The organism is Dulcicalothrix desertica PCC 7102, assembly GCF_003991905.1.
GTDB classification, from domain to species: Bacteria; Cyanobacteriota; Cyanobacteriia; order Cyanobacteriales; family Nostocaceae; genus Dulcicalothrix; species Dulcicalothrix desertica.
Genome location: NZ_RSCL01000007.1, coordinates 140,761 through 164,778, shown reverse-complemented (window position 1 = coordinate 164,778; position 24,018 = coordinate 140,761). Strand labels below are relative to the sequence as shown.

19 protein-coding genes and 1 pseudogene are annotated in these 24,018 nt (G+C 37.0%); 16 read left to right on the top strand and 4 right to left on the bottom strand.

The window, feature by feature from the left end:
* The first annotated feature begins 5 nt into the window (after positions 1–5).
* The 3 genes from DSM106972_RS16405 (at position 6) to DSM106972_RS16395 (ending at position 2,977) form a co-directional block, all read left to right on the top strand.
* Positions 6–329, top strand: a complete 324-nt coding sequence (locus DSM106972_RS16405) for a hypothetical protein (protein WP_127081703.1) — start codon at positions 6–8, stop codon at positions 327–329.
* Between the two features lie 120 nt (positions 330–449).
* The gene (locus DSM106972_RS16400; RefSeq protein WP_127081702.1) at positions 450–1,421 is read left to right on the top strand and encodes an alpha/beta hydrolase family protein; all 972 of its coding nucleotides are present in this window, start codon (positions 450–452) and stop codon (positions 1,419–1,421) included.
* Positions 1,422–1,687: 266 nt separating this feature from the next.
* Positions 1,688–2,977, top strand: coding sequence for a Glu/Leu/Phe/Val family dehydrogenase (locus DSM106972_RS16395; protein ID WP_127081701.1), 1,290 nt, complete (start codon positions 1,688–1,690; stop codon positions 2,975–2,977).
* 91 nt (positions 2,978–3,068) lie between these two features.
* On the opposite strand, the gene DSM106972_RS16390 is transcribed toward DSM106972_RS16395, so the two are convergent.
* Both DSM106972_RS16390 and DSM106972_RS16385 read right to left on the bottom strand, forming a co-directional pair.
* Positions 3,069–4,412: a serine/threonine protein kinase gene (locus DSM106972_RS16390; protein WP_127081700.1), complete on the bottom strand. Its 1,344-nt coding sequence runs from the start codon at positions 4,410–4,412 to the stop codon at positions 3,069–3,071.
* 60 nt (positions 4,413–4,472) lie between these two features.
* Positions 4,473–5,816, bottom strand: coding sequence for a serine/threonine protein kinase (locus DSM106972_RS16385; protein ID WP_127081699.1), 1,344 nt, complete (start codon positions 5,814–5,816; stop codon positions 4,473–4,475).
* Positions 5,817–5,929: 113 nt separating this feature from the next.
* On the opposite strand from DSM106972_RS16385, the gene DSM106972_RS16380 reads away from it, so the two are divergent.
* The 3 genes from DSM106972_RS16380 to DSM106972_RS16370 all read left to right on the top strand — a co-directional run bounded on the left by DSM106972_RS16380 (position 5,930) and on the right by DSM106972_RS16370 (position 7,694).
* Positions 5,930–6,853, top strand: a complete 924-nt coding sequence (locus tag DSM106972_RS16380) for a M48 family metallopeptidase (RefSeq protein WP_127081698.1) — start codon at positions 5,930–5,932, stop codon at positions 6,851–6,853.
* Between the two features lie 270 nt (positions 6,854–7,123).
* Entirely contained in the window at positions 7,124–7,363 is a 240-nt protein-coding gene (locus tag DSM106972_RS16375; RefSeq protein WP_127081697.1) for a glycosyl hydrolase family 31, read from the top strand.
* Positions 7,350–7,694 (top strand): type II toxin-antitoxin system PemK/MazF family toxin, encoded by a 345-nt coding sequence (locus DSM106972_RS16370; RefSeq protein WP_127081696.1) that lies wholly within the window; start codon positions 7,350–7,352, stop codon positions 7,692–7,694. The genes DSM106972_RS16375 and DSM106972_RS16370 overlap by 14 nt, the downstream gene beginning before the upstream one ends.
* 158 nt (positions 7,695–7,852) lie before the next feature.
* Here the strand turns inward: DSM106972_RS16370 and DSM106972_RS16365 are convergent, their stop codons facing one another.
* Positions 7,853–11,791 carry an eIF2A-related protein gene (locus DSM106972_RS16365; RefSeq protein ID WP_127081695.1) on the bottom strand — a complete coding sequence of 1,313 codons (3,939 nt, stop codon included), beginning with the start codon at positions 11,789–11,791 and terminating at the stop codon, positions 7,853–7,855.
* A 442-nt stretch (positions 11,792–12,233) separates the two neighbouring features.
* Between DSM106972_RS16365 and DSM106972_RS16360 the strand changes: the two genes are divergently transcribed.
* The 8 genes and pseudogenes from DSM106972_RS16360 (at position 12,234) to DSM106972_RS55355 (ending at position 20,002) form a co-directional block, all read left to right on the top strand.
* The gene (locus DSM106972_RS16360) at positions 12,234–12,581 is read left to right on the top strand and encodes a sigma factor (RefSeq protein ID WP_127081694.1); all 348 of its coding nucleotides are present in this window, start codon (positions 12,234–12,236) and stop codon (positions 12,579–12,581) included.
* Positions 12,582–12,925: 344 nt separating this feature from the next.
* Positions 12,926–15,985 (top strand): type 2 lanthipeptide synthetase LanM family protein, encoded by a 3,060-nt coding sequence (locus DSM106972_RS16355; RefSeq protein WP_158632829.1) that lies wholly within the window; start codon positions 12,926–12,928, stop codon positions 15,983–15,985.
* Positions 15,986–15,990: 5 nt separating this feature from the next.
* Positions 15,991–17,316: an MFS transporter gene (locus DSM106972_RS16350; protein WP_201800737.1), complete on the top strand. Its 1,326-nt coding sequence runs from the start codon at positions 15,991–15,993 to the stop codon at positions 17,314–17,316.
* A 272-nt stretch (positions 17,317–17,588) separates the two neighbouring features.
* Positions 17,589–17,693: pseudogene (locus DSM106972_RS16345) on the top strand (transposase); the annotation flags it as partial.
* A 528-nt stretch (positions 17,694–18,221) separates the two neighbouring features.
* Entirely contained in the window at positions 18,222–18,692 is a 471-nt protein-coding gene (locus DSM106972_RS16335; protein ID WP_127081692.1) for a hypothetical protein, read from the top strand.
* 26 nt (positions 18,693–18,718) lie between these two features.
* A complete protein-coding gene (locus tag DSM106972_RS16330) occupies positions 18,719–19,366 on the top strand; it encodes a hypothetical protein (RefSeq protein ID WP_127081691.1) in 648 nt (215 codons plus the stop codon).
* A 94-nt stretch (positions 19,367–19,460) separates the two neighbouring features.
* Positions 19,461–19,799 (top strand): DUF433 domain-containing protein, encoded by a 339-nt coding sequence (locus DSM106972_RS16325; RefSeq protein ID WP_127081690.1) that lies wholly within the window; start codon positions 19,461–19,463, stop codon positions 19,797–19,799.
* Positions 19,800–19,810: 11 nt separating this feature from the next.
* Positions 19,811–20,002 (top strand): DUF5615 family PIN-like protein, encoded by a 192-nt coding sequence (locus DSM106972_RS55355; RefSeq protein ID WP_325052189.1) that lies wholly within the window; start codon positions 19,811–19,813, stop codon positions 20,000–20,002.
* A 287-nt stretch (positions 20,003–20,289) separates the two neighbouring features.
* Here DSM106972_RS55355 and DSM106972_RS16315 read toward each other — a convergent pair whose 3' ends face one another.
* On the bottom strand, positions 20,290–20,496 hold the full coding sequence (locus DSM106972_RS16315; protein ID WP_127081689.1) for a hypothetical protein: 207 nt from the start codon (positions 20,494–20,496) through the stop codon (positions 20,290–20,292).
* A 198-nt stretch (positions 20,497–20,694) separates the two neighbouring features.
* Between DSM106972_RS16315 and DSM106972_RS16310 the strand changes: the two genes are divergently transcribed.
* Both DSM106972_RS16310 and DSM106972_RS16305 read left to right on the top strand, forming a co-directional pair.
* Positions 20,695–22,794 carry a RecQ family ATP-dependent DNA helicase gene (locus tag DSM106972_RS16310; protein WP_127081688.1) on the top strand — a complete coding sequence of 700 codons (2,100 nt, stop codon included), beginning with the start codon at positions 20,695–20,697 and terminating at the stop codon, positions 22,792–22,794.
* Positions 22,795–22,803: 9 nt separating this feature from the next.
* Positions 22,804–23,970 carry a DNA-processing protein DprA gene (locus tag DSM106972_RS16305; protein WP_127081687.1) on the top strand — a complete coding sequence of 389 codons (1,167 nt, stop codon included), beginning with the start codon at positions 22,804–22,806 and terminating at the stop codon, positions 23,968–23,970.
* The last annotated feature ends 48 nt before the right edge of the window (positions 23,971–24,018 follow it).

The window sequence follows — 24,018 nt, the reverse complement described above, 5'->3', positions numbered from 1 at the left end:
CTCTTGTGGAGCAGGCATCCCTGCCTGCCTCTATATATATTCCACCTTTCCCAGATGGAGGTTATGATTTACAAGAATTTCTGTCGTTAGAAGACGCGATATCAGGAATTGAAAATTGGGGTAACAATAATATATTTAGAGAAATGAACGCATTTCCTTTATTTGGAATAAAAGGTGCAGTATATTGGACTGTTGGTTTTCAAGAAGAAAAAGATTTTGCACCCATTTATAGTAATGATGAAGCTGAGTTTCCAGCAAGTCCAGACTATCCTAGTTTATTTGCGATGGTTGAAAAAAATTTTGAGCGTCTACGAAGATTTGACAAATAAATTATTGATATATAAATAATGAATGGGTGATTGTTGAATCATTGTATTAATCGCGGATGTGGAGACGTTACATGTAACGTCTCTACTGTTATATTTATAAAAACGGTTTATACATAATATATGGCTATTTACGGGGCAGATGCAATAACGTTTGACGGCGCCTATGGTCATCGTTACTGGTTTGATGAGCCTTTTACTTTTACAGGTATAGATGAATTTGATAAAAAATTAAGTGGGTTTCCGGTAGCGGTGTTTGTACCTGAACACCGAAGACGTGAGGAAACTCCGTTAATAATAGCTTTACAGGGAATGTCGGCGCCTTATGGATGGAATGCTTTTATTGTTCCAAAACTAACTTCTATGGGTATTGCGGTAGCTTTGTTTGACACACCGTTTGCAGGTGAGCGTAGTTTAGCGCGCGTTTTTAATGGCATGGTTCATCATGAAATAATGCCACTAGTAGAGCGCGGAGTTCGTTTTGATACTAAATTGCTCTTACAAGTATTTCGTTCTACTGCTTTAGATATTGCTAGGGTACAGAATTTTTGCGCTAGTCAATATGGTTTAACAAATAATAGAGTCGGATTATTTGGTGTAAGTATGGGAGTACTGTTAGGCGCCTATGCTTTTACTACTGAGGGTATTGGAGAAAGGTTATTAGGAGCTATCGGTCATGCTAATCTTCAAGCATTTGCCAGAACATGGGGCAGATTGTGGCTACCTGAATTAGCGGCTTCTGGAATGGGTAGAATATTGGAAACTGTTATTAGTCGTACAAAAAAGCGTGAATTTTTACCGTTGATTAATTTATTGCAAGTCGCAAATAATCTTAAAAAGCCTGACGAATATGGTTTTGCTTGTAACCCAATGAATTATGTAGATAGAGTTACACCATATCGTCGCATTAGGTTTTTAGTCGGCGCCAATGACCCAATTGTAAATGTTAGAGATGCACGTAAATGTGCCGAACAGTTTCCAGATGGCACCTGTTATGTAGTTCCTGGTTTAGCACATGGTGTAAATAAATGGGGTTCATCGTTTGTTGACCATGTACGATATTTCTTAGCAACACAACTTGGTGACTGGCAATAGGTGTTGAATAACAATATATATATATATAATAAATACACATAAGAAAATAAAATAAAAAAACACAGATATGATGTATCATTTGTATCTGTGTTCGCTCATATATGTATCTCTGGTTTTTTGATTGTATAGTTTCCTGGCTCGGCTTATCAAATACAAATTTTGAAAACTGTAACGAATTTTACACAAAATCCATATTTGTTCAAAAAAGCGCAATAATCGAGATATATATATAGACATTCGCCACAATAAAAGGGTTAGGGGAATATATGATATCAACGTCTCTGTTGCCCGTAGAAACGCCCACTCCGGCACACATTTGCCCGTTTGACCAAGCTTGTAGCTACCTTGATGCTGCAGCAAAAGAGTTAAAGCTTGACCAAGGTATATTAGAGATACTTAGCAATCCGCGTAAGGTGATAACTGTTTCGATTCCTGTCAAATTAGATAATGGGGACATCAGAGTTTTTGCCGGACATCGTGTACAGCATTCGGATATTTTGGGCCCTTATAAAGGTGGTATTCGCTATCATCCAGCGGTGACACTACGGGAAGTTTCGGCTTTAGCAATGTTAATGACTTGGAAATGCGCTTTACTGGGAATACCTTATGGTGGCGCCAAGGGTGGTATTGCTATCGACCCGAAAAAATTCAGCGTCAACGAACTCGAACGTATTAGTCGGCGTTTTATTAGTGAGTTAGTGAAAGATATTGGTCCCAGTGTGGATATTCCTGCACCTGATATGGGAACTTCCGCACGCGAGATGGCATGGATGATGGATACTTACTCGGTGAACGTTGGTCATTCTGTACCTGGCATTGTTACGGGTAAACCGCTATCTATTGGTGGTTCTTTAGGTAGAGAAATGGCAACCGGACGTGGTGTAATGATTGTCGTTCGTGAAGCCTTAAAAGACTTGGGTAAATCTTTAGCAGGCGCCAAAGTTGCTATTCAAGGTTTTGGTAACGTCGGTGGCGCCGCAGCAGAGTTATTGTATTTAGAAGGCGCCAAAGTTGTTGCAGTTTCCACAGGTGCAGGAGGTATTTATTCGGAAATAGGTTTAGATATTCCTGCTGTCAAAGCTTATGCAAAGGAGAATAAAAAAAGTTTAGTAGGTTATCCGCAAGCGGTATCTGTAAGCAATGCTGAATTATTGACTTTACCATGTGATGTATTAATACCTGCAGCGTTGGAAAACCAAATTACCGAAGATAACGTCAACCAAGTTCAAGCTTATATTATTGCCGAAGCAGCAAATGGTCCTGTGACTCTGGGAGCAAATAAATCCTTAGAAGCGCGCGGTGTTACAGTACTACCGGATATATTGGCAAATGCTGGGGGTGTAGTTGTTAGCTACTTGGAATGGGTACAAGGGTTATCTTATTTATTTTGGGATGAAGAACGAGTTAACCGGGAAATGGAAGATTTGATGGTACAAGCATACGAGCAAGTTACACAACAAGCAAAAAGGCGCTCTTGTCCTTTACGGTTAGCTGCGTATACTTTGGGTGTTGGTAGAGTTGCGCGGGCGTTGAGTGATAGAGGTTTGTATCCGTAAATATCTTGTGGATATTGTGGAATAGGCGTCCCGCCTGTTCTAATCTTAATGTATATGTACAGAGCAGGCAGGGATGCCTGCTCCACAAGAGTTAGAATTTTAACCAGTCTGCTATTTCATCTATTAACCAGTGACGTTCTACTGTGGATAAGGGAGTGGTGGTAAATTTGTGTCCTTTGATTAATTCAATAGTAATACCAATAGGCGCCAAGGGTACTTTTGTTTGCTCTTTATAAAGCTTTTGAATTGATTTAGTTTTACCACGCTTTCGCCAGTAGCATAGTCCGAATAATTTCCATTTCATTTCAAACTTATCGCGGTCAAAGTATAAATATGTATATCCAAAAACTGGTAATATAACTACAGGCATTAATGATAATATAAATATTGGAATAATTAAGAAATAAAACCAAAACGCATAACTATGAGCATTTAGTGAAAAATTTACCAATTGAAGAATTTGCCAGAAAAAAGGTGTGAACAACCCAATTAAGTAGAAAGCTCGTAATGATTGGTTTCCACGTCTAGCAAGTTTAATTTCTAGCTGACTAGCTGACTTATTAATTTTAATTTTACTACCCGTTGGTTTGTTAGTGGTAATTGGAGGGCTAAGGGTTAGTTTATTTTTTAATGCAGCAATTGCTTCTTTTGCAGTACTAATTCTATCGGCAATATTTGGCTCAGTCAGTTTTCCCACCCAGTTAATTAAGCCTAAATTAACGCTCACAAGATTAGCAAATTCTATCCGAGAATTTCGATGAGGTAAATCGGCAGGCGCCGTTCCTGTGAGTAAATGAATTAATGTGGTGCCTAGTGCGTATAAATCAGATGCAGGTACCGCGCGTCCAGCAAATTGCTCCATCGGTACATATCCGTAAGTTCCTACTACAGTAAAAGTTACACCTTCAGCAACAGCTTTATCTTGTACGGCGCCGAAGTCAACAAGGTATACTCGATCATCTTCTCCTAAAATCAAATTACTAGGTTTGATATCCCTGTGTAAGACAGGTGGCTCTAGCTCATGTAAGTAGATTAAGATACTTAATATTTCTACCGCGATTTTTTCTACTTGTGATTCTGAAAAATGATATCCTTGGTTCAGTAACTCTTGTAAAGAGGCGCCGGGAATATAACTTTGTACTAACACAAACCAAGCAAATCTAGAACCGGGCAAATCTTCGATAATAAAATAATCTTTATACTTAGGGATACGGGGATGTTCGAGATTTTTTAAAACAGTCGCTTCGCGTTCAAATAACTTATGCTCGTCCCACTGCATTTGTGGACTAAGAGTTAACAATTTAAGAACGACTTGTTCCTGTTCCTGCTGTTGAGCATCCAAGAATGTCGCCAACCAAGTTTGACGACTAGTATCTTGCCCTAACTTTTTTTCTAATCTATAACAATTATTAATAACTTGTCCCGGTTCTAACATTTTACCCCAGTTCTCCTTTCTTTGCGTTATGCAGCGCCCTTTGCGGTTCGTTAAATAAATCTAAATTCCTAACCAATCTCTAATAGTAGAAGCCAAATAGCGACTTTCCTCTTGACTTAAACTCTGTTTAAACCTACTAATATAGTATTCATTTACACCTAAAGATAAAATCACTTCATGGATTCGCTTTTGGTTTTGATAACTACCTTTAGAATTATAAACTTTATCTATATCCAAAACCTTCCCAAGCTGATTTTTAACAGTGAAACCAAATAACTTCCATTTAATTTCAAAGTTTTGATTGTCAAAATCGATATAAGTTTCTATATATCTAGGTAATGTCCACCAAGCAGTTAACAATACACCCATTATTAGCCAGATATAAACCCAGGCAAATATGGGAAAAGTCGTGAGGCTGTAAGTAACGCTAGCTATAACATATTTCCATAAAATGAACCAAACTACTAGTCCAACTCCCCCAACTATCAATCCAACTGGATTTTTATTTAAACTAGGAATATGTATTGCTAATTTATCTGATGATTTACGTACCGATATAGGAGTTAAAGGAGTCTCCAAGTTCCCATTAGTTATTGCAAGCTGGTTTATTTGGAGTGCTTCTAATGCTGCTGATGCCGTTTGAAAGCGCTTTTCTAAATTTGGTTCGGTAAGAAGCTGCAACCACCTGACAAATCCTGGGTTAAGTTTAGTAAGATGAGCAAATTGCATCTTTGAATCAAACTGCGGCAAATCTGCTGGTGGAATACCTGTAGCTAAATGTATTAAAGTTGCTCCCAGTGCGTAGAGGTCAGAAGCAGGTGTTGCCCGTCCCCCAAATTGTTCTAGCGGTGCATATCCATAGGTTCCAACTACAGTAAAAGTGGCGCCTTCTGCTGCTGCACGGTCTTGAACGGCGCCGAAGTCAACTAAGTATATTTGGTTTCTAGTTTTAGACTCGTCGAATAATAAATTACTAGGTTTGATATCACGATGTAGTACAGGGGGACTGAGCTTATGAAGGTAGATAAGGATTTTTAGGACAGCAATGGCTATATCCCTAACTTCAGTCTCGGTAAAAGTTTTCCCCGAAGCAAGTAATTCTTTGAGAGATTTGGCGGGTATATATTCCTGAACTAAAGCAAAAGAGACAATATCACGCTCCAGAACAAAATCATCGTAATATTGGGGAATGCGAGGATGGTCTAAGTGTCGTAGTACCTTTGCTTCACGTTCAAAAAGTCGCAAATTCTCCCACTGCAACTGGTCACTCGTTATCAGCAGTTTAACAACAACTTGCTCTTTATTTACCAAATCCTCTGCTAACCAAGTTTGACGACTCGCACTTTCACCCAGCACACGAAGAAGTTGATACCGTTCTACCAATATTTCTTGCGTTTTTAGCATTGCACTCTGTTTGTTAAGGGCTACATATCCTATAATAAATTTTTATTTAGCTTCACTTTACTTTATCCAAATTCCGGAAATTTGCTTTTAAAGTTATAAAATACAATAAACTTATGGCAAGAATACAATTTCCAGGCTTAAAAACACAAGTTTACGAACATCCAGCTGACCGTAGAGCGCTTGTGTCATTAGAACGCACTCCTGTATTACCCACGTTACTAAAGAAAGTCAACGAATTTGGGATTGATAAACTACTCCATATGCAAGTAATGGGAGGTGACTTCAAAGTCACACCTCGCAACTTTCCACACCTTTATAATGCTTTTAATGAAACTTGTAATATTTTAGATGTTACACCCATTCCAGAGCTTTACGTATTTCGCGGAACCGGACATATTCAAGCTTATGCAATAGGAGTAGAAAAGCCAGTAGTTGGGATAAACTTAGAAGGGATGGAATGGCTTGAGCATAACGAGCTAATGTTTCTATTTGGACACGAACTTGCTCTGATTAAAGGGAAATATTTAGCATACCAACAAATGGCTAAAGTCATGCCAGTATTAAAAAATATTATAGGCGCCACAACGCTTGGTATGGGTGGATTAGCGGCAAATGGTTTAGAAATTGCGTTATATAATTGGATGATAATGTCAGAATTTACTGCCGACCGCGCGGGTTTGTTGGCATGTCAAGATAAAGATGCAGCTATTAAAACTTTAATGAAAATGGGTGGTCTACCATCTGACTATCTTAATGAAGATACAATTAATGATTTTGAGATACAAGCTCGTGCTTTTGAATTAGACAAACTTGATAATTTAAGTAAATTTGCCAAAACTTTCAGCTTTATGGAATATACTTTTCCTTGGGCTGTAATGCGAGCATCTGAACTATTAAAGTGGATTGACTCAGGCGCCTATGATAACTTACTCCAAGGTAGAGAACCAGTTATAGCACAAACAGAAATTGTAGAAGAAAATAATAATAATGAAGACTCAGAATGGGACTTTATGACAGATTGGGATGAGAGTAATTAAATTTAAACTTTAATCCCCCCCAACCCCCCCTTAATAAGGGGGGGCTAAGAAAAACCCTCTTTTTCCCCCCTTATCAAGGGGGGCTAGGGGGGATTTTCCAAGGTTATAATTATCAACATAGAATTTAAGTCAAATTTATATTACCACAGAGACATAGAGAACACAGAGAGATATTTCTATTTATTCATCTGATTGTTTTACCGTAGGTGAGGCAACTTGTATATGCTAAGAGAAAACTGATAAAATATAAATAAATATGGAGATATCATAATGACTTTACAACATTTAGCAATTGTTAAAGACGGTAAAATAGAATTACTTGAGCCTGTATCTATTCCTGAAGGAACAAAACTTATCATTATACCTATGTCTTTAGAAAGCGATACGCAGGAAAGAGAAAGTTGGGGAAATTGGGCACTTGAAAATTTAAATCAATGCTATGGGGAAGATGAACCTGAATATACTTTAGAGTCAATTAAAGAGCATAACCCTGATTATGAGAGAAGGTAATATTATTATAACGTCTATTTTGCAAGCAAACGGAGAAATCAAAAATCGTCCTGTGCTTGTTTTAAGAGAAATGCCAAAATTTCAGGATTTTTTAGTATGTGGCGTTAGCGCACAATTAAAACAATATACCCCTAATTTTGATGAAATAATTTCACCTGGTGATGACGATTTCCAAGCCAGTGGATTAGTTCGTGCATCCGTTATTAGGTTAACTTTCTTAGCTGTTGTCTATCGAAACATTGTAACTGGGTCGATTGGTACAATTTCATCAGAAAGGCACCAACGATTATTGTACAATCTAAGTCAATATTTAGTTCAGGAGACAAAATAATTGAGATTATTCTGTCACTAAACTTGTACTATTTTAACTAACTGCTGTTTAATAAATGCTATAGCTTTGGCGCTAGTCTTTCTTATCTCTCTGCGCTCTCTGTGTCTCTGTGGTAGACTTAGCTGCACAGGCAAGGATGCCTGTTCCACAAGAAAGGATTATTTATTTGAGCAAGCTTTTAATTTTTCTTGCATTTGAGGTTGGGTAGTTAGATAATCTTTTAACCAGTTGCACCCGCGCGTTAATAGTGTATCTAATTCTTCAAGGCGCCAAATTTGCACGTTAGAAGATTGAACGCCAGCAATTTGCGCGAAAATATATTTACTGTCAGGGCTAAAATATATTGGCGATACAAATGGCGATGAGTACTTATACTCTGCAAGTAGCCTACCCAATATATCCCATATACGAATTTTATCATTTGATACTGTGGCAATGCGTTTACCGTCTGGACTAAATTTAGCATACACAACTACATCTGAATGCGGTATTTCAATTAATTCTTTGCCTGAAGTATCCCAAATAATAACTTTATTATCTAAGGAAACTGTGATAATTTGCTTTCCATCTGAACTAAAACTAGCGTTATAAATATCTTGATTTGTTTTAATATCTAATAACTTTTGCCCGGATATATTCCAAATGCTTGCTGTACCACCTTCAGTTGTCACAATATGTTCACTATCTGCACTAAAGTTGGCGCCAAAATAATTATTTTTACTCCCTGGAAATTCAACTATTTTTTTACCTGCAAGATTCCATAAACTAGAGTAGGTTTTACCGTCATAATTATATATAGACATAATATATTTACTATTAGGACTCCAAGTCATACCTCTGGATGGGAATGTACTTATTAATTTACCCGAATTTGTCCAAATTTTAGTTTCCTTATTGGTATCATTGCTTGTTGTGGTCATAATATACTTACCATCTGGGCTAAAAGCAGCATATAGTAAACTATTTTTATGTCCAGAAAGCGATAATAACTGTTTTCCGGAAGTATCCCAAACGCGCGCTGTTTTATCATTTGATGCTGTGACAATACGCTTTCCATCTGGACTAAAATTTGCGCTATTAATAAAATCGGAATGTCCGGGAAATTTTGCTAACTGTTTACCATAGTTGTCCCAAATGACTATGTATTTGCCAGTTGAGCTAACAATATATCTACTATCAGGACTCCAATTTTCTATCGTCATCATATATTGTGAGTTGATTACTGTTGCTGGTAATCTATCGGATAAATCCCACATACGAACGATTCGATCTTTTCCTAAAGTAACAAGATATTTTCCATCTGGACTCCAACGAGGACTTCTTTGATTTCCTGATATTGTGGTAATTAAATCACTTGATGAATCCCATGCTTTTGAAGCTTCATCTCTTATATCCCATACTTTTATAGTCTCATCGGTTGTAAAAATTCGTTTACCATCAGGACTAAATTCTACATGGCTATTTAATTGTTTCTGATTTTCGATTTCCCTTACCAACCTACCTGATAAATTCCAAACTAGAGTTTTTTTAAGAGTTGATACGAAGATATGTTTATTATCGGGACTAAAACCAGCATCTCCAATACCCCATTCTTTGTTTAGTTGAAATTGCCTGTAAAGCTTACCTGAGATGTCCCAAAGATATGCATTATCAGAGATAGTTAGAATATATTTACCATTAGGACTCCAACGAGCGCTTCTCAAACCTGTTTTGTGTCCTGTTATCGTTCTTAATAAGTTACCCGATGTATCCCAAACGCGCGCTACATTATCATCAGAAGCTGTGAGAATATATTTACTATCCGGACTAAAACTAGCACTATTAACTCTACCTGGATGTTTAAGTTGTAGTAATACATTACCAGATAAATTCCAAAGGCGCACTGAAATATTACTGTCTATATAATTTCTACTATCAGGCAGAGTTTTTCTTACTGATTGTTCATCCTTTGTAATTATAAGTTTACCATTTGGACTAAAATCGGCGCCTATTATAGAACCTTGAGGTTTCAATACAGCTAATTGTTTACCCGCGCGATTCCAGATACGAACTATTCTATCATCAAACGAAGTAGTAATAATATGTTTATCATCTGGGCTAAACTTAGCATAAAAGGCACCTCCTTTATGTCCTTTTAATTCTGTTATGAGTTTACCTGACAAATTCCAAATACGAGCAGTGTTATCAATAGAAGCGGTAATAAGGTACTTTCCATCATGGCTCCAATTTAAACTCGTAATTTCCTCTTTGTGAGGTGTAAATTGTTTTACTTCGCGAATATTAGCAAGAATTGATTGTAATGCTAAAAGCGGGCTAGTTGCAGGATATTTTTCTATATCTCTATTATTTATCAGTTGTTTTAACTTTTGTCCTGCATCTATAGCTGTCGCTAAAGATTCAATTTGCTTTGTTTCAAACTGTTGTATTGCTGCTACTCCTGTTTGTTCTATCACTGTACCTTCTTGAACTTCTTGTAATTGTTTAGTTGCTCCGGTAAAAGCAATAGCTGCTCCAATTATAGAGCAAATGAAAACTCCGGCGCCTATGCGAATTTGTCGTTTAGCTTGATGTTGCGCTGTTGTTAAAGTATGATTAGCTTGTGCCAAGATGCGACTTTCTTCTTCTTGAAGCGCTAGTGCGTTACTTATTACTTGTTTTTCTAATTCATTACTGGCTGCTAAAAACTGATAATCTTGTTCAGTTAAACTTTTGTTAGCTGCCCAATTTTTTGCTTCCTCTAGTGCTAGTCCTTGCAGTAGTCTAGAATTATCTTGACAATTTGAAGCAAACCAAGCTGATAATGCTTCTGAATAAGGTCTTAAATTACTTAAAGCTTTTTCTACCCAATGTAAATCAAAGACAGTTGCGTAAATGCGGTTATAAACTCTTAAATATCCATCTTGCTCTACAACAAGTCCCGATAATCGTAATTCAATTTGTTCTGGACTATCTAAAGCAGGTATTTGTCTTAATTGTAAAATATTCTGATATAAACCGAGCAAGGCACCTGTATTTTGCCTGCTCATCAATATTCTATCTCTGATTGTCTTTAAATGGGGTGGTTCATCTTGTGATTCCCAGTTTTCAAGAAGCTTTATCACAATATCGCTGATAGAAGCGTAATTTGCGTTTTGGGAAGAAACTAACAAATCACATAATTTCTGTGTTAGAAAGGGTTGTCCCCCAGTCCAAGCTAAAACTTCTTGTAAAATAGCTTGTCTATCTTCAATTTTTCCTGTTAACCCTGCTGCTAAAGGTGAAATTTCATGTAATTTAAAGCCATCAAGTTGAATTGCACGACCAATATTAAAAGGTGTTCGTACTTTGTCAGCAATTAAATCGCTTGGTGTTGCTACCCCAATAATAACAAAAGTTAAACGATTATATTCATAATTTAAATTACGCTTTTCATAACAACTTCTAATCCAAGCAAAAAAATCATCCCCCTGAAAACTTAGGCTTAAAATACTATCAATTTCATCAATAAAAATAACGATTTGGCTTTTGATTGTTTCTAATAAAAATTCTTCGACAAATATATCTAAACGTTGTAAAGGAGAAGCAATGGCTTTCTCTTTCTCTCCTAAATCTTTATAAAGTCTAGCTCTTAATAAATAATTATCAGCATTAACACTATCCTTACCAAGCAATTTATTTAAATCTGAGATTGCTTTCTGCTTTTCGCCTAACTTGTCATAAGCTCTAGCTCTTTGCCAGTATGCAACACTGCTTAAACCAAACCGACCTGTATTTAGGTTAATAACTTCGGTATAGTCTGCCACTGCTGCTTTGTAATTACCAAGTTGCTGGTAAGAGTTTCCACGCTGATAATAAGCTTCTTCATTTTTAGGGTCAAGACGAATTGTTTGCGTTGCTTTGGAAACCCCATCAAGTGATGCTTTTTCACATTCCTGCTGAAAACGTTTTATGCTTGACAAATCTTCTGGTGTATTTTGACGTGCTAATTCAAGTGAACTACAAGCATCAATATTCTCAGAAGCGAAGATTGGTGTAACCATCGGCGCCGAGAAACCCAGCAGTAACATAGCAGCTAATGTATAAGCTCCAGAAGAAAATGTAGGTAAGGCTAATTTCATAACTATATATAATGAGTTTTAGTTTAAGCAGGGTTGGTTTGACCTCTGCTAAACTCATTCTTACGTGGCGCCTGTTGAGTTCACGCTTGAGTATATCGAGTTCGTATCGACTTTGTATTGAGATTAAAGCATGGCATTGCGGTCTTGTAGCATAGGCTTATAGCCTGTGCAGTCAAGTCTTTTTACCACAGGGGCGCAGAGGACATGGAGAAGAGAGGAATAAACCACTCTCGTCACAAAGGGCACAAAGAAAGAGAAATTAAGATCAATATAGGACATTTCTCCGTTTGAGAGAAAAGAAACTTCTTCAAAACTGGCGCCACGGGAAGCCTCCTCAAAAAGTCAGAATGTAAATTTTTGTAAACTTTGCCATACATTTAGATAAAAGCCACGATGACCATCCGATAGTTTTTAGAGAAATACAATTTTCATAAATGGATATATGAACGAGCAACAGCTTCAAGAGCTAGCTCTACAAGCAAAACAAGACTCGCTCTTGTCAGCTGCTAGAGGAATAACCTTATCAAAACTAATCGATGGGATATACCGCTCAGGCAAACTTTGTCACCCGTATAGAGGTCAATTCCAAGGAGCTTACGAACAAATTTATCAGGAGGCAGTACAAGACCTATTTTTGTATATCTGTAAGAATCTCGACAAGTACGACCCAGAACGGGGTGCATTTATGACTTGGGTTAATATGTTATTGAGTCAAACCCAACATACACAAGTTAAATGTTTGCTTTATAAATCAACTCTTACTGTGCTTATAAAGGGCAGAATTGCCTAATAATTATCAAAATAATTAACGAACTGTTCAATTAATAGCAAAATATAGTTAATTAGCAAACTCACTTTTACATAATATTATTTTGATTAGGAATTAGTCAGAGGCTTAATCAAAAAACCGATTATCTAAGAAGTAATATATGAAAAATAAATTTGCTATAATTTTCGCTGGTGCAACCTTAGTTGTAACAAGCACTGCTTTACCTGTGCTAGCAAATTCGTATACGGTGTTGCTAAATTTAGTAATGAATTATGTTTGCTCACAGATTTATCATTTTCACAATTTTTTCTATTAGACTGTAAATCACTTGATTATAAGAAGCTATCAAAAGCGGCACCCGATGGTTGCCGCTTTTTCTGTGGAATACACAAAAACTTGATCAAACTGAAACTTACGATTTACAAATTAAAACTCCCAATGACTCCGAAGAAGCACTAGCTTTTGAAGATTTATTTTTACCAATAATTCAAGTAGCAAGACAAAAATTATTAATTTACCTAAAATCGTCAAATTTGTCATGTTATCATTCACGTTTAGAATTGCTTTCCGAGTCAGCTTACTTAGCAATAGAACACCGTTTATTATCCCAGCTTGTAAATCTTTGTGAAAAAACTTTAGAATTTGAATTTTCTCATTTTCGCCCCTTTAAATATAATCTTTTAAATCTTTTGGGAGTAGAAGCTGATTTTTCAGATGAAAAAACTCATTACCAAGCATTTGTACAACAAAATTTGCAAGATGGTTTGCTAGCTTTCTTCCGAAAATATCCTGTTTTAGGTAGATTGATTGCTACTCAAATTGATTTTTGGGTAGAATCAACAGCAGAGTTTTTGCAACGTCTACAGAAGGATATAATTGATATAAGTAAACTATTTCAAGTACAGCAAAATAATAAGGAATTCACTAATTTTCTAGGGAAAGTGACTAAAGTTAGCCCAAACTTATCTGACCGTCACAATCAAGGAAGTTGTGTAATTGCACTGACATTTGAATCAGGATTAAAGCTTATTTATAAACCCAAAAATATGGGTTTACAAGTTGCCTATAATGAACTTTTAGATTGGTGCAATCAGCGAAAAGTATTTTTACCTTTCAAAATACTGAAGGTACTCGAACGTCAAGACTATGGTTGGATTGAATACGTTGAACAGACACCTTGCCTTTCAAAGGAAGCTGCCCAAAACTTTTACAAGAGAGCAGGAATGCTGCTATGCCTTATATATGCTTTGGGAGGAAACGATTGCCACTGTGAGAATTTAATTGCCAGTGGAGAATATCCGGTGTTAGTTGATGTAGAAACACTACTGCATCCGGATGTAAAACAGGTAGAAAATGATGTTGAAAAAGCAGATTTACCTCTAATTAGTCAACAGCTTTTTGATACAGTAGTTAATACTGGGCTTCTACCTTGCTGGGAACTCAGTCCAGATAAACGCACTGCTTATGATATTAGCGGCTTTGGTAATCTTGAGCAACAAGAATTGCTGTCACGTATACTGCAATGGAAAGACATCAATACAGATAAGATGCACCAACGCTATGAGAATGTGATGATGCCTGCCGAAAAAAATATCCCATTTTTGAAAGAAATGTCCCTGTCTCCAAACGATTATCTTGGGGAATTAGTTGAGGGTTTTCAGCAAATGTATCATTTTTTAGTTGAGCAGAGACAAAATCTCCTAGCAGATTCTGCTCCTTTAAGAAAACTGCAAGAGCAGCAAGTACGCTTTCTTTTTCGTAATACCAAAGTCTATAATACTATCTTAAAAAATACTTTTATACCAAAACTTCTCCAAAATGGGATTGATTGGAGTATTGAGCTAGATATTTTAGCTAGAGCTTTCCTTATAACTCAAAATAAACCCAAAGACTGGTCAATATATCATTCCGAGTTAGCTCAAATGTTACAGTTAGATATTCCTTATTTTATTGCTTGTTCTAATAGTGATGATTTGACCATCAAACTAGATAAGCCAATAAAAGGATATTTCAAAGAACCTAGCTATGGACAAGTAATTTCACGCTTGCAAAAGCTAAATAAAATTGATTTAAATTTGCAAGTATCAATCATTCAAGGGACTTTTAGTGCGATGATAGCTAACCTATCTGCAAATGAGTATTCCGAAACTGAAAAAAAATTAACTTTAGATTCAGTTGATTACTCAAATTGCAATGTTCAGGATCAGTTGCTCTCGAAAGCTCAAGATATTGCCTCTGAGATTTGCGCTAATGCGATACAGATAGAAAACTCTGGCATCACCTGGCTTGGTTTTAGTTATCTCCCCAGCGTTAATCGTTTCCAACTCAAATTCTCAGATAAAGATTTTTACGAGGGTAATTGCGGCATTGCTTTGTTTCTTGCAGCTTTAGATTATGTCAATAAAAAGAGTCAATTTCGCGATTTAGTTTTAGAAGCATTGCAGTATACGCGCAGAGTAGTACAAATTTGCGATAGCGAATTAGCGCACAAATTTGTAAAGATAATTGGGGTAGGAGGCGCCACCGGGATTGGTTCGATTATCTATTCCTTAGTGCGAATTAGTAATTTTATCCGAGAACCAGAACTTGTAGAAGATGCTTTAAAATTTTCTGCCCTGATAACACCAGAAATAATAGCTGCCGATAGAAAATTGGATGTAATTGACGGAACCGCAGGAACAATTTTGGCGTTATTAGCACTTTATCGTGAAACAAACAATATTACGGTACTTGAGAAAGCAATCGCATGTGGTAAGCATTTACTAAACCATCAAATTAGTATCGATGGACTTCCCAAAGCATGGAAAACTAACGAAAATCAGCCACTTACAGGATTCTCTCACGGCGCCGCTGGTATTTCCTATGCTCTTTTACGTCTTTATGCAGTAACTGACGATGTTGCCTATCTAGAGGCAGCCCAGGAGGGAATAGCCTATGAAAATAAATTCTTCTCGTCCGACTCTAAAAATTGGTCTGACTTACGCTCTATAGCTTTAGAAAATGGACAACCTGGATTTCCAGTTAGTTGGTGTCATGGAGCTGTTGGAATTGCTTTAGCCCGTTTAGGAGGAATATCAACTTTGGCAACAGATGAAATTTATCAAAATATTGAAATCGCATTAGAAACTATTCAAAAATCCACTTTACACTCTGTTGATCATCTTTGTTGTGGAAATTTAGGTCAGTGTGAAGCACTTTTGGTCGCAGCTCAAAAACTTTCTCGCCCTGAATTATTTAAGATGGCACAACAAAAAATTGCTGGGGTAATACATAGAGCGGAAAAAAATAGAGGATATAAACTTTTTGCTAACCTACCAACACAAGTATTAAATCCTGGTTTTTTTCAAGGAACTCCTGGTATTGGCTATGAATTTCTACGATTGGCATACCCAGAAGCACTACCCTCTGTGTTGCTGTGGGAGTAAAAAATATGACCAAAAATCTCACACATCTTGGAATGAGAGTTTTCATTCTCATCTGGTTTGGACAATTAGTATCCCTAATCGGTTCCTGTCTCACTGGTTTTGTTTTAGACATCTGGGTATACCAGCGCACTGGGTCAATTACCCAGTTTACCCTTGTTACTGTATCGAGTGTCCTACCTATGATTTTTATCTCCCCCTTGGCAGGTGTCTTGGTAGACCGATGGAATCACCGCTGGACTATGATTATCAGTGATTCAGGTACTGCTTTGGCAACTATCGCAATTGCTCTTTTGATTGTCACCAATCATCTTGAAATCTGGCACATTTACCTGGCAAATGCTATCAGTTCAACCTTCGGTTCTTTGCAGTGGCCAGCTTATAATGCTGCTACTATCCTGCTGGTTCCTAAACAATATCTTAGTCGTGCCAATGGCATGATGCAATTAGCGGGTTCTGCTAGTCAATTGATTTCACCGATACTAGGAGGCGTACTACTAGAAATTATCCAGATTGAAGGAATTATTCTATTAGACTTTGCTACATTTTTTGTTTCTTTAATAACTCTATTGTTCGTTAGATTTCCGGAAATTCATATTGTTAAGAATAATGATAAAAAACAAGTTGGAAAAAATTTGCTATTGCAAGATTTTACCTCTGGCTGGACTTACATTACTAACAGGCAAGGACTCCTAGCATTGCTGATTTTCATGGTTACTAACAACTTCTTCTTCAGTATCTTTAGTGTACTACTTACCCCCTTTGTACTGTCGCTGACCTCAACTCATGTCCTCGGTATTATAGTATCCATCGGTGGCATTGGTTCATTAGTAAGCGGTCTATTGATTAGTACTTGGGGAAGTTCACAAAAACTAATGTACAGCTTATTCGGCTTTCAACTACTGGCTGGACTGTCTATTTTATTTATGGGATTGTACACCCAAATTCCACTCATTACCCTTTCAATTTTCCTTTTCTCCTTTGGTTTACCAATCATTTATGGTTGTAATCAAGTTATTTGGCAAAGAAAAGTCCCACCTGATTTGCAGGGAAGGGCTTTTGCTCTAAGAAGTATGTTTTTTAGTGTGTTTCGTTTACTAGCTTATCTAATCTCTGGACTATTAGTAGAAAAAATCTTTCAACCCTTAATGATTTCCAATAATTTAATCGCAGCTAGTATCGGAAAAATTATCGGTACTGGTTCTCAAGCGGGTATGAGCTTGGTATTTGTTGTCTTGGGTTTTTGCACTATACTAATGACCATTGCTGCCTACCAGTATCGCCCCTTACGGTTGCTTGAGGATGAATTACCTGATTTATTACCGACGATATAATTACACCCATGAAAAGTCAGATTTTTGATAAATTATAACTAACTACAAATAATTAGTTATCACTTATATAAATACCTAAAAATAGTTAATTATTAATTTTGTCAACAAGTAATAGCATTAGTATTACTAAATGCGCGAAAAATTTGTTGTTTTTTGTTAAACCGTTCCGAGTCCAGGTTGATACCCAACGAGCAGAAAGTCTGGGAGGGAAATTAAAATTAATAAGTCAATCAGAAGAAGGTTGTCGAGTAACAGTATATTTCCTAGCAGGATACTTTGATAAAAAAACTACCAATGGAGTTGTAGAAGGAATTAATAATAAATTGAAGCTAATAAAAAGAAGTGAATTTGGCTTTACAAATTTTCGTAATTTTTAAATTAGAGCTTTACTTTCTTGGCATTATAATGTTAATTTAGCACGTTAATTCCGGAAGAACCGCTATTTCAGGGAAATCCTGAATATAGACAAAAGTGTTTTCAAGGGCTACAAGTAGTACAAGGTTGGATACCTAAAATTGTTGATGGAATTGACTTACTTGCCTCAGATTTTGATTTATCTAACACTCAAAGACTTTTTAAAGAACAACACGATTAAAGATATTTACTATTGTTCATCGTTTAACGCAATATCTAATTTGTATCTATAATTACTAGCTCCCTTCGCGTTTGTACTGAGTATAAGATTCTTCAGGGGAACGGCGCCCTCCACCACTCTAAACAAAATTCTTATGTAATAAGACTTTTAAGCGATTACCTCGTAAAGGAATGTCCTAATGTCATACCCCTAGTTTTTAAAAAATTCGTTGTTTTTTCGTTGTTTTACCGTCGGTTGTCATATAATATATTTATAAAGGTGTCTACAGAATGTCTATAAATGAAAAAACTCACTATTACTTAAGTATTTTATGAATTCACTGACAAAAAAAGAACACAAAGAGCTTGGATTTAAAGTTGGACTAACCTGGCGCTCGTTTGAAAAATTTCGTCAAGAGGGAGCAAAAGCATTAGAGTCTATCAAAGACGGTATTGTAGGTATTCTTCATACAAAAACAGGACAGTACCGTATTTTAGAGGAGAGAGATTTTCAGAAGCTTTACGGTCTTGCTCGTGATGTAGACCGCTTGCAAGGTGGGTTAAGAATAGTCGTTAGTGCTGCTCGTGCTTTAAAAAAAGACCCGGATAACCCAGATACGATGGATGTATTACTTCAAAGTATTACTTTCTTAGGCAGCTTACCCGAACTTCCAACACGTGAAAAGTTTGAACCTTTATTGGTTGAGACTACTGAGTTAGATGAAGATGATGAAGTAATACTGAACTCTAAGGAGTTAGAAAAGTTGATTAAATCCGAATCTCTTACCCAAGAAAAACACTAACACTAAAAAGCATAAATTTACATTCAATGCTGGAAAGACTAATAGAGCTTGAGGAAAAGCTTAAGCACCATTCACATGACCAAACAGCCATAGAAATTGTCCAAGAATTTGCTAAAAGTCTTGGTAAAACACGAAACAAGCAAATACTTTTTGGTTCAGATGGTGTTCTTTTACGTGAACCACCAATTACTTATCAAGAAGTAGTCGATAAGGGTCTTATAAGTCAAGACGAAGACCCTTTTTCTTTATTACAGGGTGATATTGTTAGTACAGATGCTGCTTACTTTTTTGGCGAGCGTCTTTTAGGGATGAAGTTTATTATAGCTAGTTCTACTTGTGATTTAGTGGAAAACCGTAGAGAAAACGCAGTGTTGTTTCGTATACAACCAATTACTGATGATGACAAGACTGCCGCATCCACAATTAGTGAGCTATTGAGATTTAAATCAACCAAATTAATGTACTTACCACGCTTAGAATCTGATAGTACAAATATAATTGCCAATTTGATATTACTGGATGGAGTTGTACAAATTCGCCTTGATGATTTGCACCTAGCGACCCGTCACGCTAGTCTTGGTTTAACTGGTTGGCGTATTTTTGGCGCCTTACTAAAAACCGTAATGGCTAGAACAGGAGAAAGTGAAGTAAAAATTAGAACTTCAATACCTTAACATTTTTCTGGCTAAAATTATTTGCAGATTCCTGTGAAGAGCGTTGCTTGTACTCTTGTAGCTCAATATAGCAAGTGATTATCAATTAATAATTATGACTTTGAAAGAGCTAGAAAAACAACTATTAGCATTAACAACGGCTGAAAAAGCCCAAGCCATACAAATATTAGTTCAAAGTTTAACCAATATGTGGCAGGGAATTGAGAAAACACCTGGCGTATGTGGTGGTGATGTTTGTATACAAAATACTCGTATTCCTGTTTGGTCGTTAGTAAATGACCGCAATTTGGGTATGAGCGATGCTGAGATATTAAAAGCTTTTCCTGATTTAAGTGCCGCTGATTTAGTAAATGCTTGGGCTTATGCACATGCTTATGCGGCTGAGATTGAGCAAGCAATAAAAGAGAATGATGAAGTAATGTTAGAAAATTAGGATGTTTGAATTTGATAAGCTTTTATACGGATGAAAACTTTCCATTTCCGGTAGTTGAGTTTCTACGTGCTTTTGGTTACGATGTTTTGACCGCTAAGGAAGCAGGAAATGCAAATCAAAAAATACCAGATGAAAATGTTTTAGCTTATGCCATATCAAAGGAACGCACAGTTTTAACACGTAATCGCCGAGACTTCATTTGATTGTACCGTATTAACCCTGAACATTTTGGTATTGTTATTTGCACCGAATGGTCTAACTTTGAGGGTCAGGCGACACTTATTCATCAAACTGTTTGTGCTGAGATAATTTGAAAGGTAAATTAATAAGGATTAATCGCCCCTCAGCATAAAGTGCCAATAAATACTAATGTATGCCTTAGATGTTTATAGGGAGCAGCTACACAATAAAAAGATCACAAACACTTAATATCAACTTTAGCGGCGCCACTTATTCTCGGTGATAAAACAGGGTTTTTTCTTGCCCCCTATTACTCCCCAAAATTATCATTACTCTGCCGTTGTTCTATATCTACCAGGATTTCATCCATTGTTAGAGAGTCGAGCCATTGATGACGCTCAGTTGTATAATCTCCACTCCCAGAGTCAAATTGACGAATAAACCGGATAGCATCGGCATATCCTAAAGCATCTACCAACGCCTTAAATCCTTTTCTGTATAATTCAATTGGAGTCATTTTCTTCTCCTTCTCCTTCTAAAATATATGATTCATGTTTCCACAACAGAGAGCAGGTTTTCTATATTACTGAGTAATTCGTCTAACTGCTTGTGTAAGTGTGGGGGAGCAAAAAGATTTACAAACACTTAATATTAACTTTAACGGCGCCACCTATCCCGGTGATAAAACAGAAAAATAACCGGGTGTTAACCATATATGGCAACAAATCTTAACAAACAGGCTTTATCACTTCTGCGTCAAGCACTCAATGACTCTACCGTAAACTTTCGCGCAGGACAATGGGAAGCTATTGACAAGCTAGTTAATACAAAAGCGCGTTTACTCGTAGTTCAGCGTACAGGTTGGGGAAAAAGCATAGTTTATTTTATAGCTACTCGTTTACTGCGAGATAATGGCGCCGGATGTACTCTCCTCATATCACCACTACTAGCTTTGATGCGAAACCAAATTGCTGCAGCGCAACGTATTGGCGTAAAAGCCGCTACGATTAATTCTAGTAATAAAGATGATTGGGAAGTTGTACAAAAACAATTGTTAGCAGGGCAAGTAGATATTTTACTCATTTCTCCTGAAAGATTGGGAAACGATGAATTTAGAGAAAAAATCCTTTTACCAATATCGCAACGTATCGGTTTATTTGTAGTTGATGAAGCTCATTGTATATCTGACTGGGGGCATGACTTTCGACCCGATTATCGGCGAATTGTCAGAATTTTACAAGCACTTCCCCAAAACATCCCAGTTTTAGCCACAACTGCTACAGCGAATAATCGAGTCGTTAATGATATAACTGCTCAAATTGGTTCTAATTTGCAGGTATTAACAGGCACTTTAACAAGAGAAAGTTTGCATTTGCAAAATATTCATCTTCCTAGTCCAGCCGAAAGAATGGCGTGGTTAGCTCTTCAAGTACCGAAGTTACACGGAAGCGGTATTGTATATACATTAACCGTTCGAGATGCAGACCGAATTGCGGGTTGGTTAACATCTCAAGGTATCAACGCAAAGCCTTATCATAGTGAATTAGAAAGCGCGCTTCGTGAGGAATTAGAAGAACAGCTTCTCAGAAACGAAATTAAAGCATTAGTTGCAACAACTGCTTTAGGAATGGGTTTTGATAAGCCAGATTTAGGATTTGTGATTCATTATCAGCGTCCTGGTTCGGTTGTACACTATTATCAGCAGGTAGGACGAGCAGGTCGAGCAGTCGATAAAGCTTATGGTATTCTTTTGAGCGGTAATGAGGATGATGATATTAGTAATTACTTTATTAATACAGCTTTTCCTCCCGAAGCTCATACACAAAGTGTATTAAATGCTCTCGAACAAGCTGCAAATGGTCTTTCTGTCCCTCAACTCGAACAAGAACTCAATATTTCACGTGGACAAATAGATAAAGTTTTAAAGCTATTATCTCTTAATTCCCCGGCGCCAGTAGTTAAACATGATTCAAAATGGTATCTTACCTCTGTAAATTATCAACCAGATACTGCCCGCATTGAGCAATTAACACAAATTCGGCACCAAGAGCAAGCTCGAATGCGGGACTATATGCAAAGCAAACAATGCTTGATGACTTTTCTCGCGACTGAATTAGACGAACCAAATCCAACTAACTGTGACAAATGCGCTGTATGCTTAAGTAAACCTTTATTACCACAAACTTATTCCTTGGAACTTGTTAACCAAGCAATTCAATATTTACGACGTAGCGACCAAATTATTGAACCGCGTAAAATGTGGGTTTCGCAGGCATTCCCAATTTACGGATTTTCTGGGAAGATTAAAGATGATTTAAAGGTCGAAACAGGAAAAGCCTTATCTTTATGGGGTGATGCTGGTTGGGGTGAGTTAGTCAAACATGGTAAATATCACGATAAATATTTTGACGATGCACTAGTAGATGGGGTTGTGGACATGATTAAGCGCTCTTCATTTCAACCTTACCCAACTTGGGTAACATGTGTTCCCTCATTAAATCGTACAGAACTAGTTCAAAATTTTGCTAAACGTTTAGCAGAACGGTTAAATTTACCGTTCATGCCAGTTGTGCAAAAAATCCGTCTTACTAATTTACAAAAGGAAATGAGCAACAGTTTTCAACAAGCTCGTAATTTAGACGGCGCCTTTGCTGTAGATTATTGGGATGGTATAAGTGGTTCTGTTTTCTTAGTTGATGATATGGTTGACTCTCGTTGGACTTTTACTGTTATAGGGGCACTTTTGCGTCGCGCGGGTTGTAAAGCAGTTTTTCCTATAGCGTTAGCACTAAATATATTAAGCCAAGGAGATTAATTAGATATTATGTTCAATCATGTGTTGGCGCCAGACACTCAAGCTATTTTACTTTTATGTGGGAGTTTTGGACAAAATCGTCTTTGTCAACCACAACCTTTGACTTTGAGCGAATATAACTCTTTGGCAGAATGGTTACGAGAAAACCAAATGCGTCCTGCAGATTTACTGGCGCCAACAACAGAAGAACATTTACAAACAACTTACAACGGCAAACTTGATATTAACAGGCTGTTAACTTTACTACAGCGAGGCGCCATGTTAAGTTTAGCCGTTGAAAAATGGACGAATCAAGGACTTTGGATACTTGGACGCAGTGACGCAAATTATCCCAAACGTCTCAAAATGCAACTCAAACAATCGGCACCTGCTATTCTTTATGGAGTTGGCAATATTGAACTACTATCGATGGGGGGACTAGCAATAGTTGGTTCTCGCGATATCGATGAAGAAGGATTGAACTATACACAAAAAATCGCACAAACCTGCTCTGCTCAAAGTATACAAGTTATTTCTGGTGGCGCCCGTGGAGTAGACCAAGCTGCCATGTTCGGTGCATTAAACGCAGGTGGAACAACTGTTGGTGTACTCGCAGATAGTTTAGCGAAAGCAGCAGTTAACAGTAAATATCGACCTTATATCAAAGACGGTAGACTTCTCTTAGTTTCGAGCTACGACCCTGAAGCTGGTTTTAATACTGGCAACGCGATGGGACGAAATAAATATATTTATGCTTTATCAGACTATGCACTTGTAGTAAACTCCACAGTCGGTAAAGGTGGTACTTGGGCAGGTGCAACAGAAGCTTTATCCAAATTCAAAGATATTCCCCTTTTTGTCAGGTTAGATAATACTGCACCAGAAGGTAATCAAGAATTATACAACAAAGGCGCCAAACCTTTTCCACCAGAACCTTGGAATTCTCTACACGAACTTTTATCTATTACTCAAGAACCATCTAATACTGAAGACATTTACGAAATAGTACTACCTGTTATCCTTCGTCACTTACAACAACCCAAAGACGCAAAAACCCTTGCTGAATCTCTAAATGTAAGACTACCACAAATGCAAGATTGGTTGAATCGAGCCGAGAAAGAAGGTACAGTCAGCAAAAGCAAGGCGCCTGTCACTTATGTAGTTAATCAAACCGCAACCCAATTATCACTACTATAAGTAAGAATTATTATTCCTAACACCGTATTATATCAGGTACGGAAAACC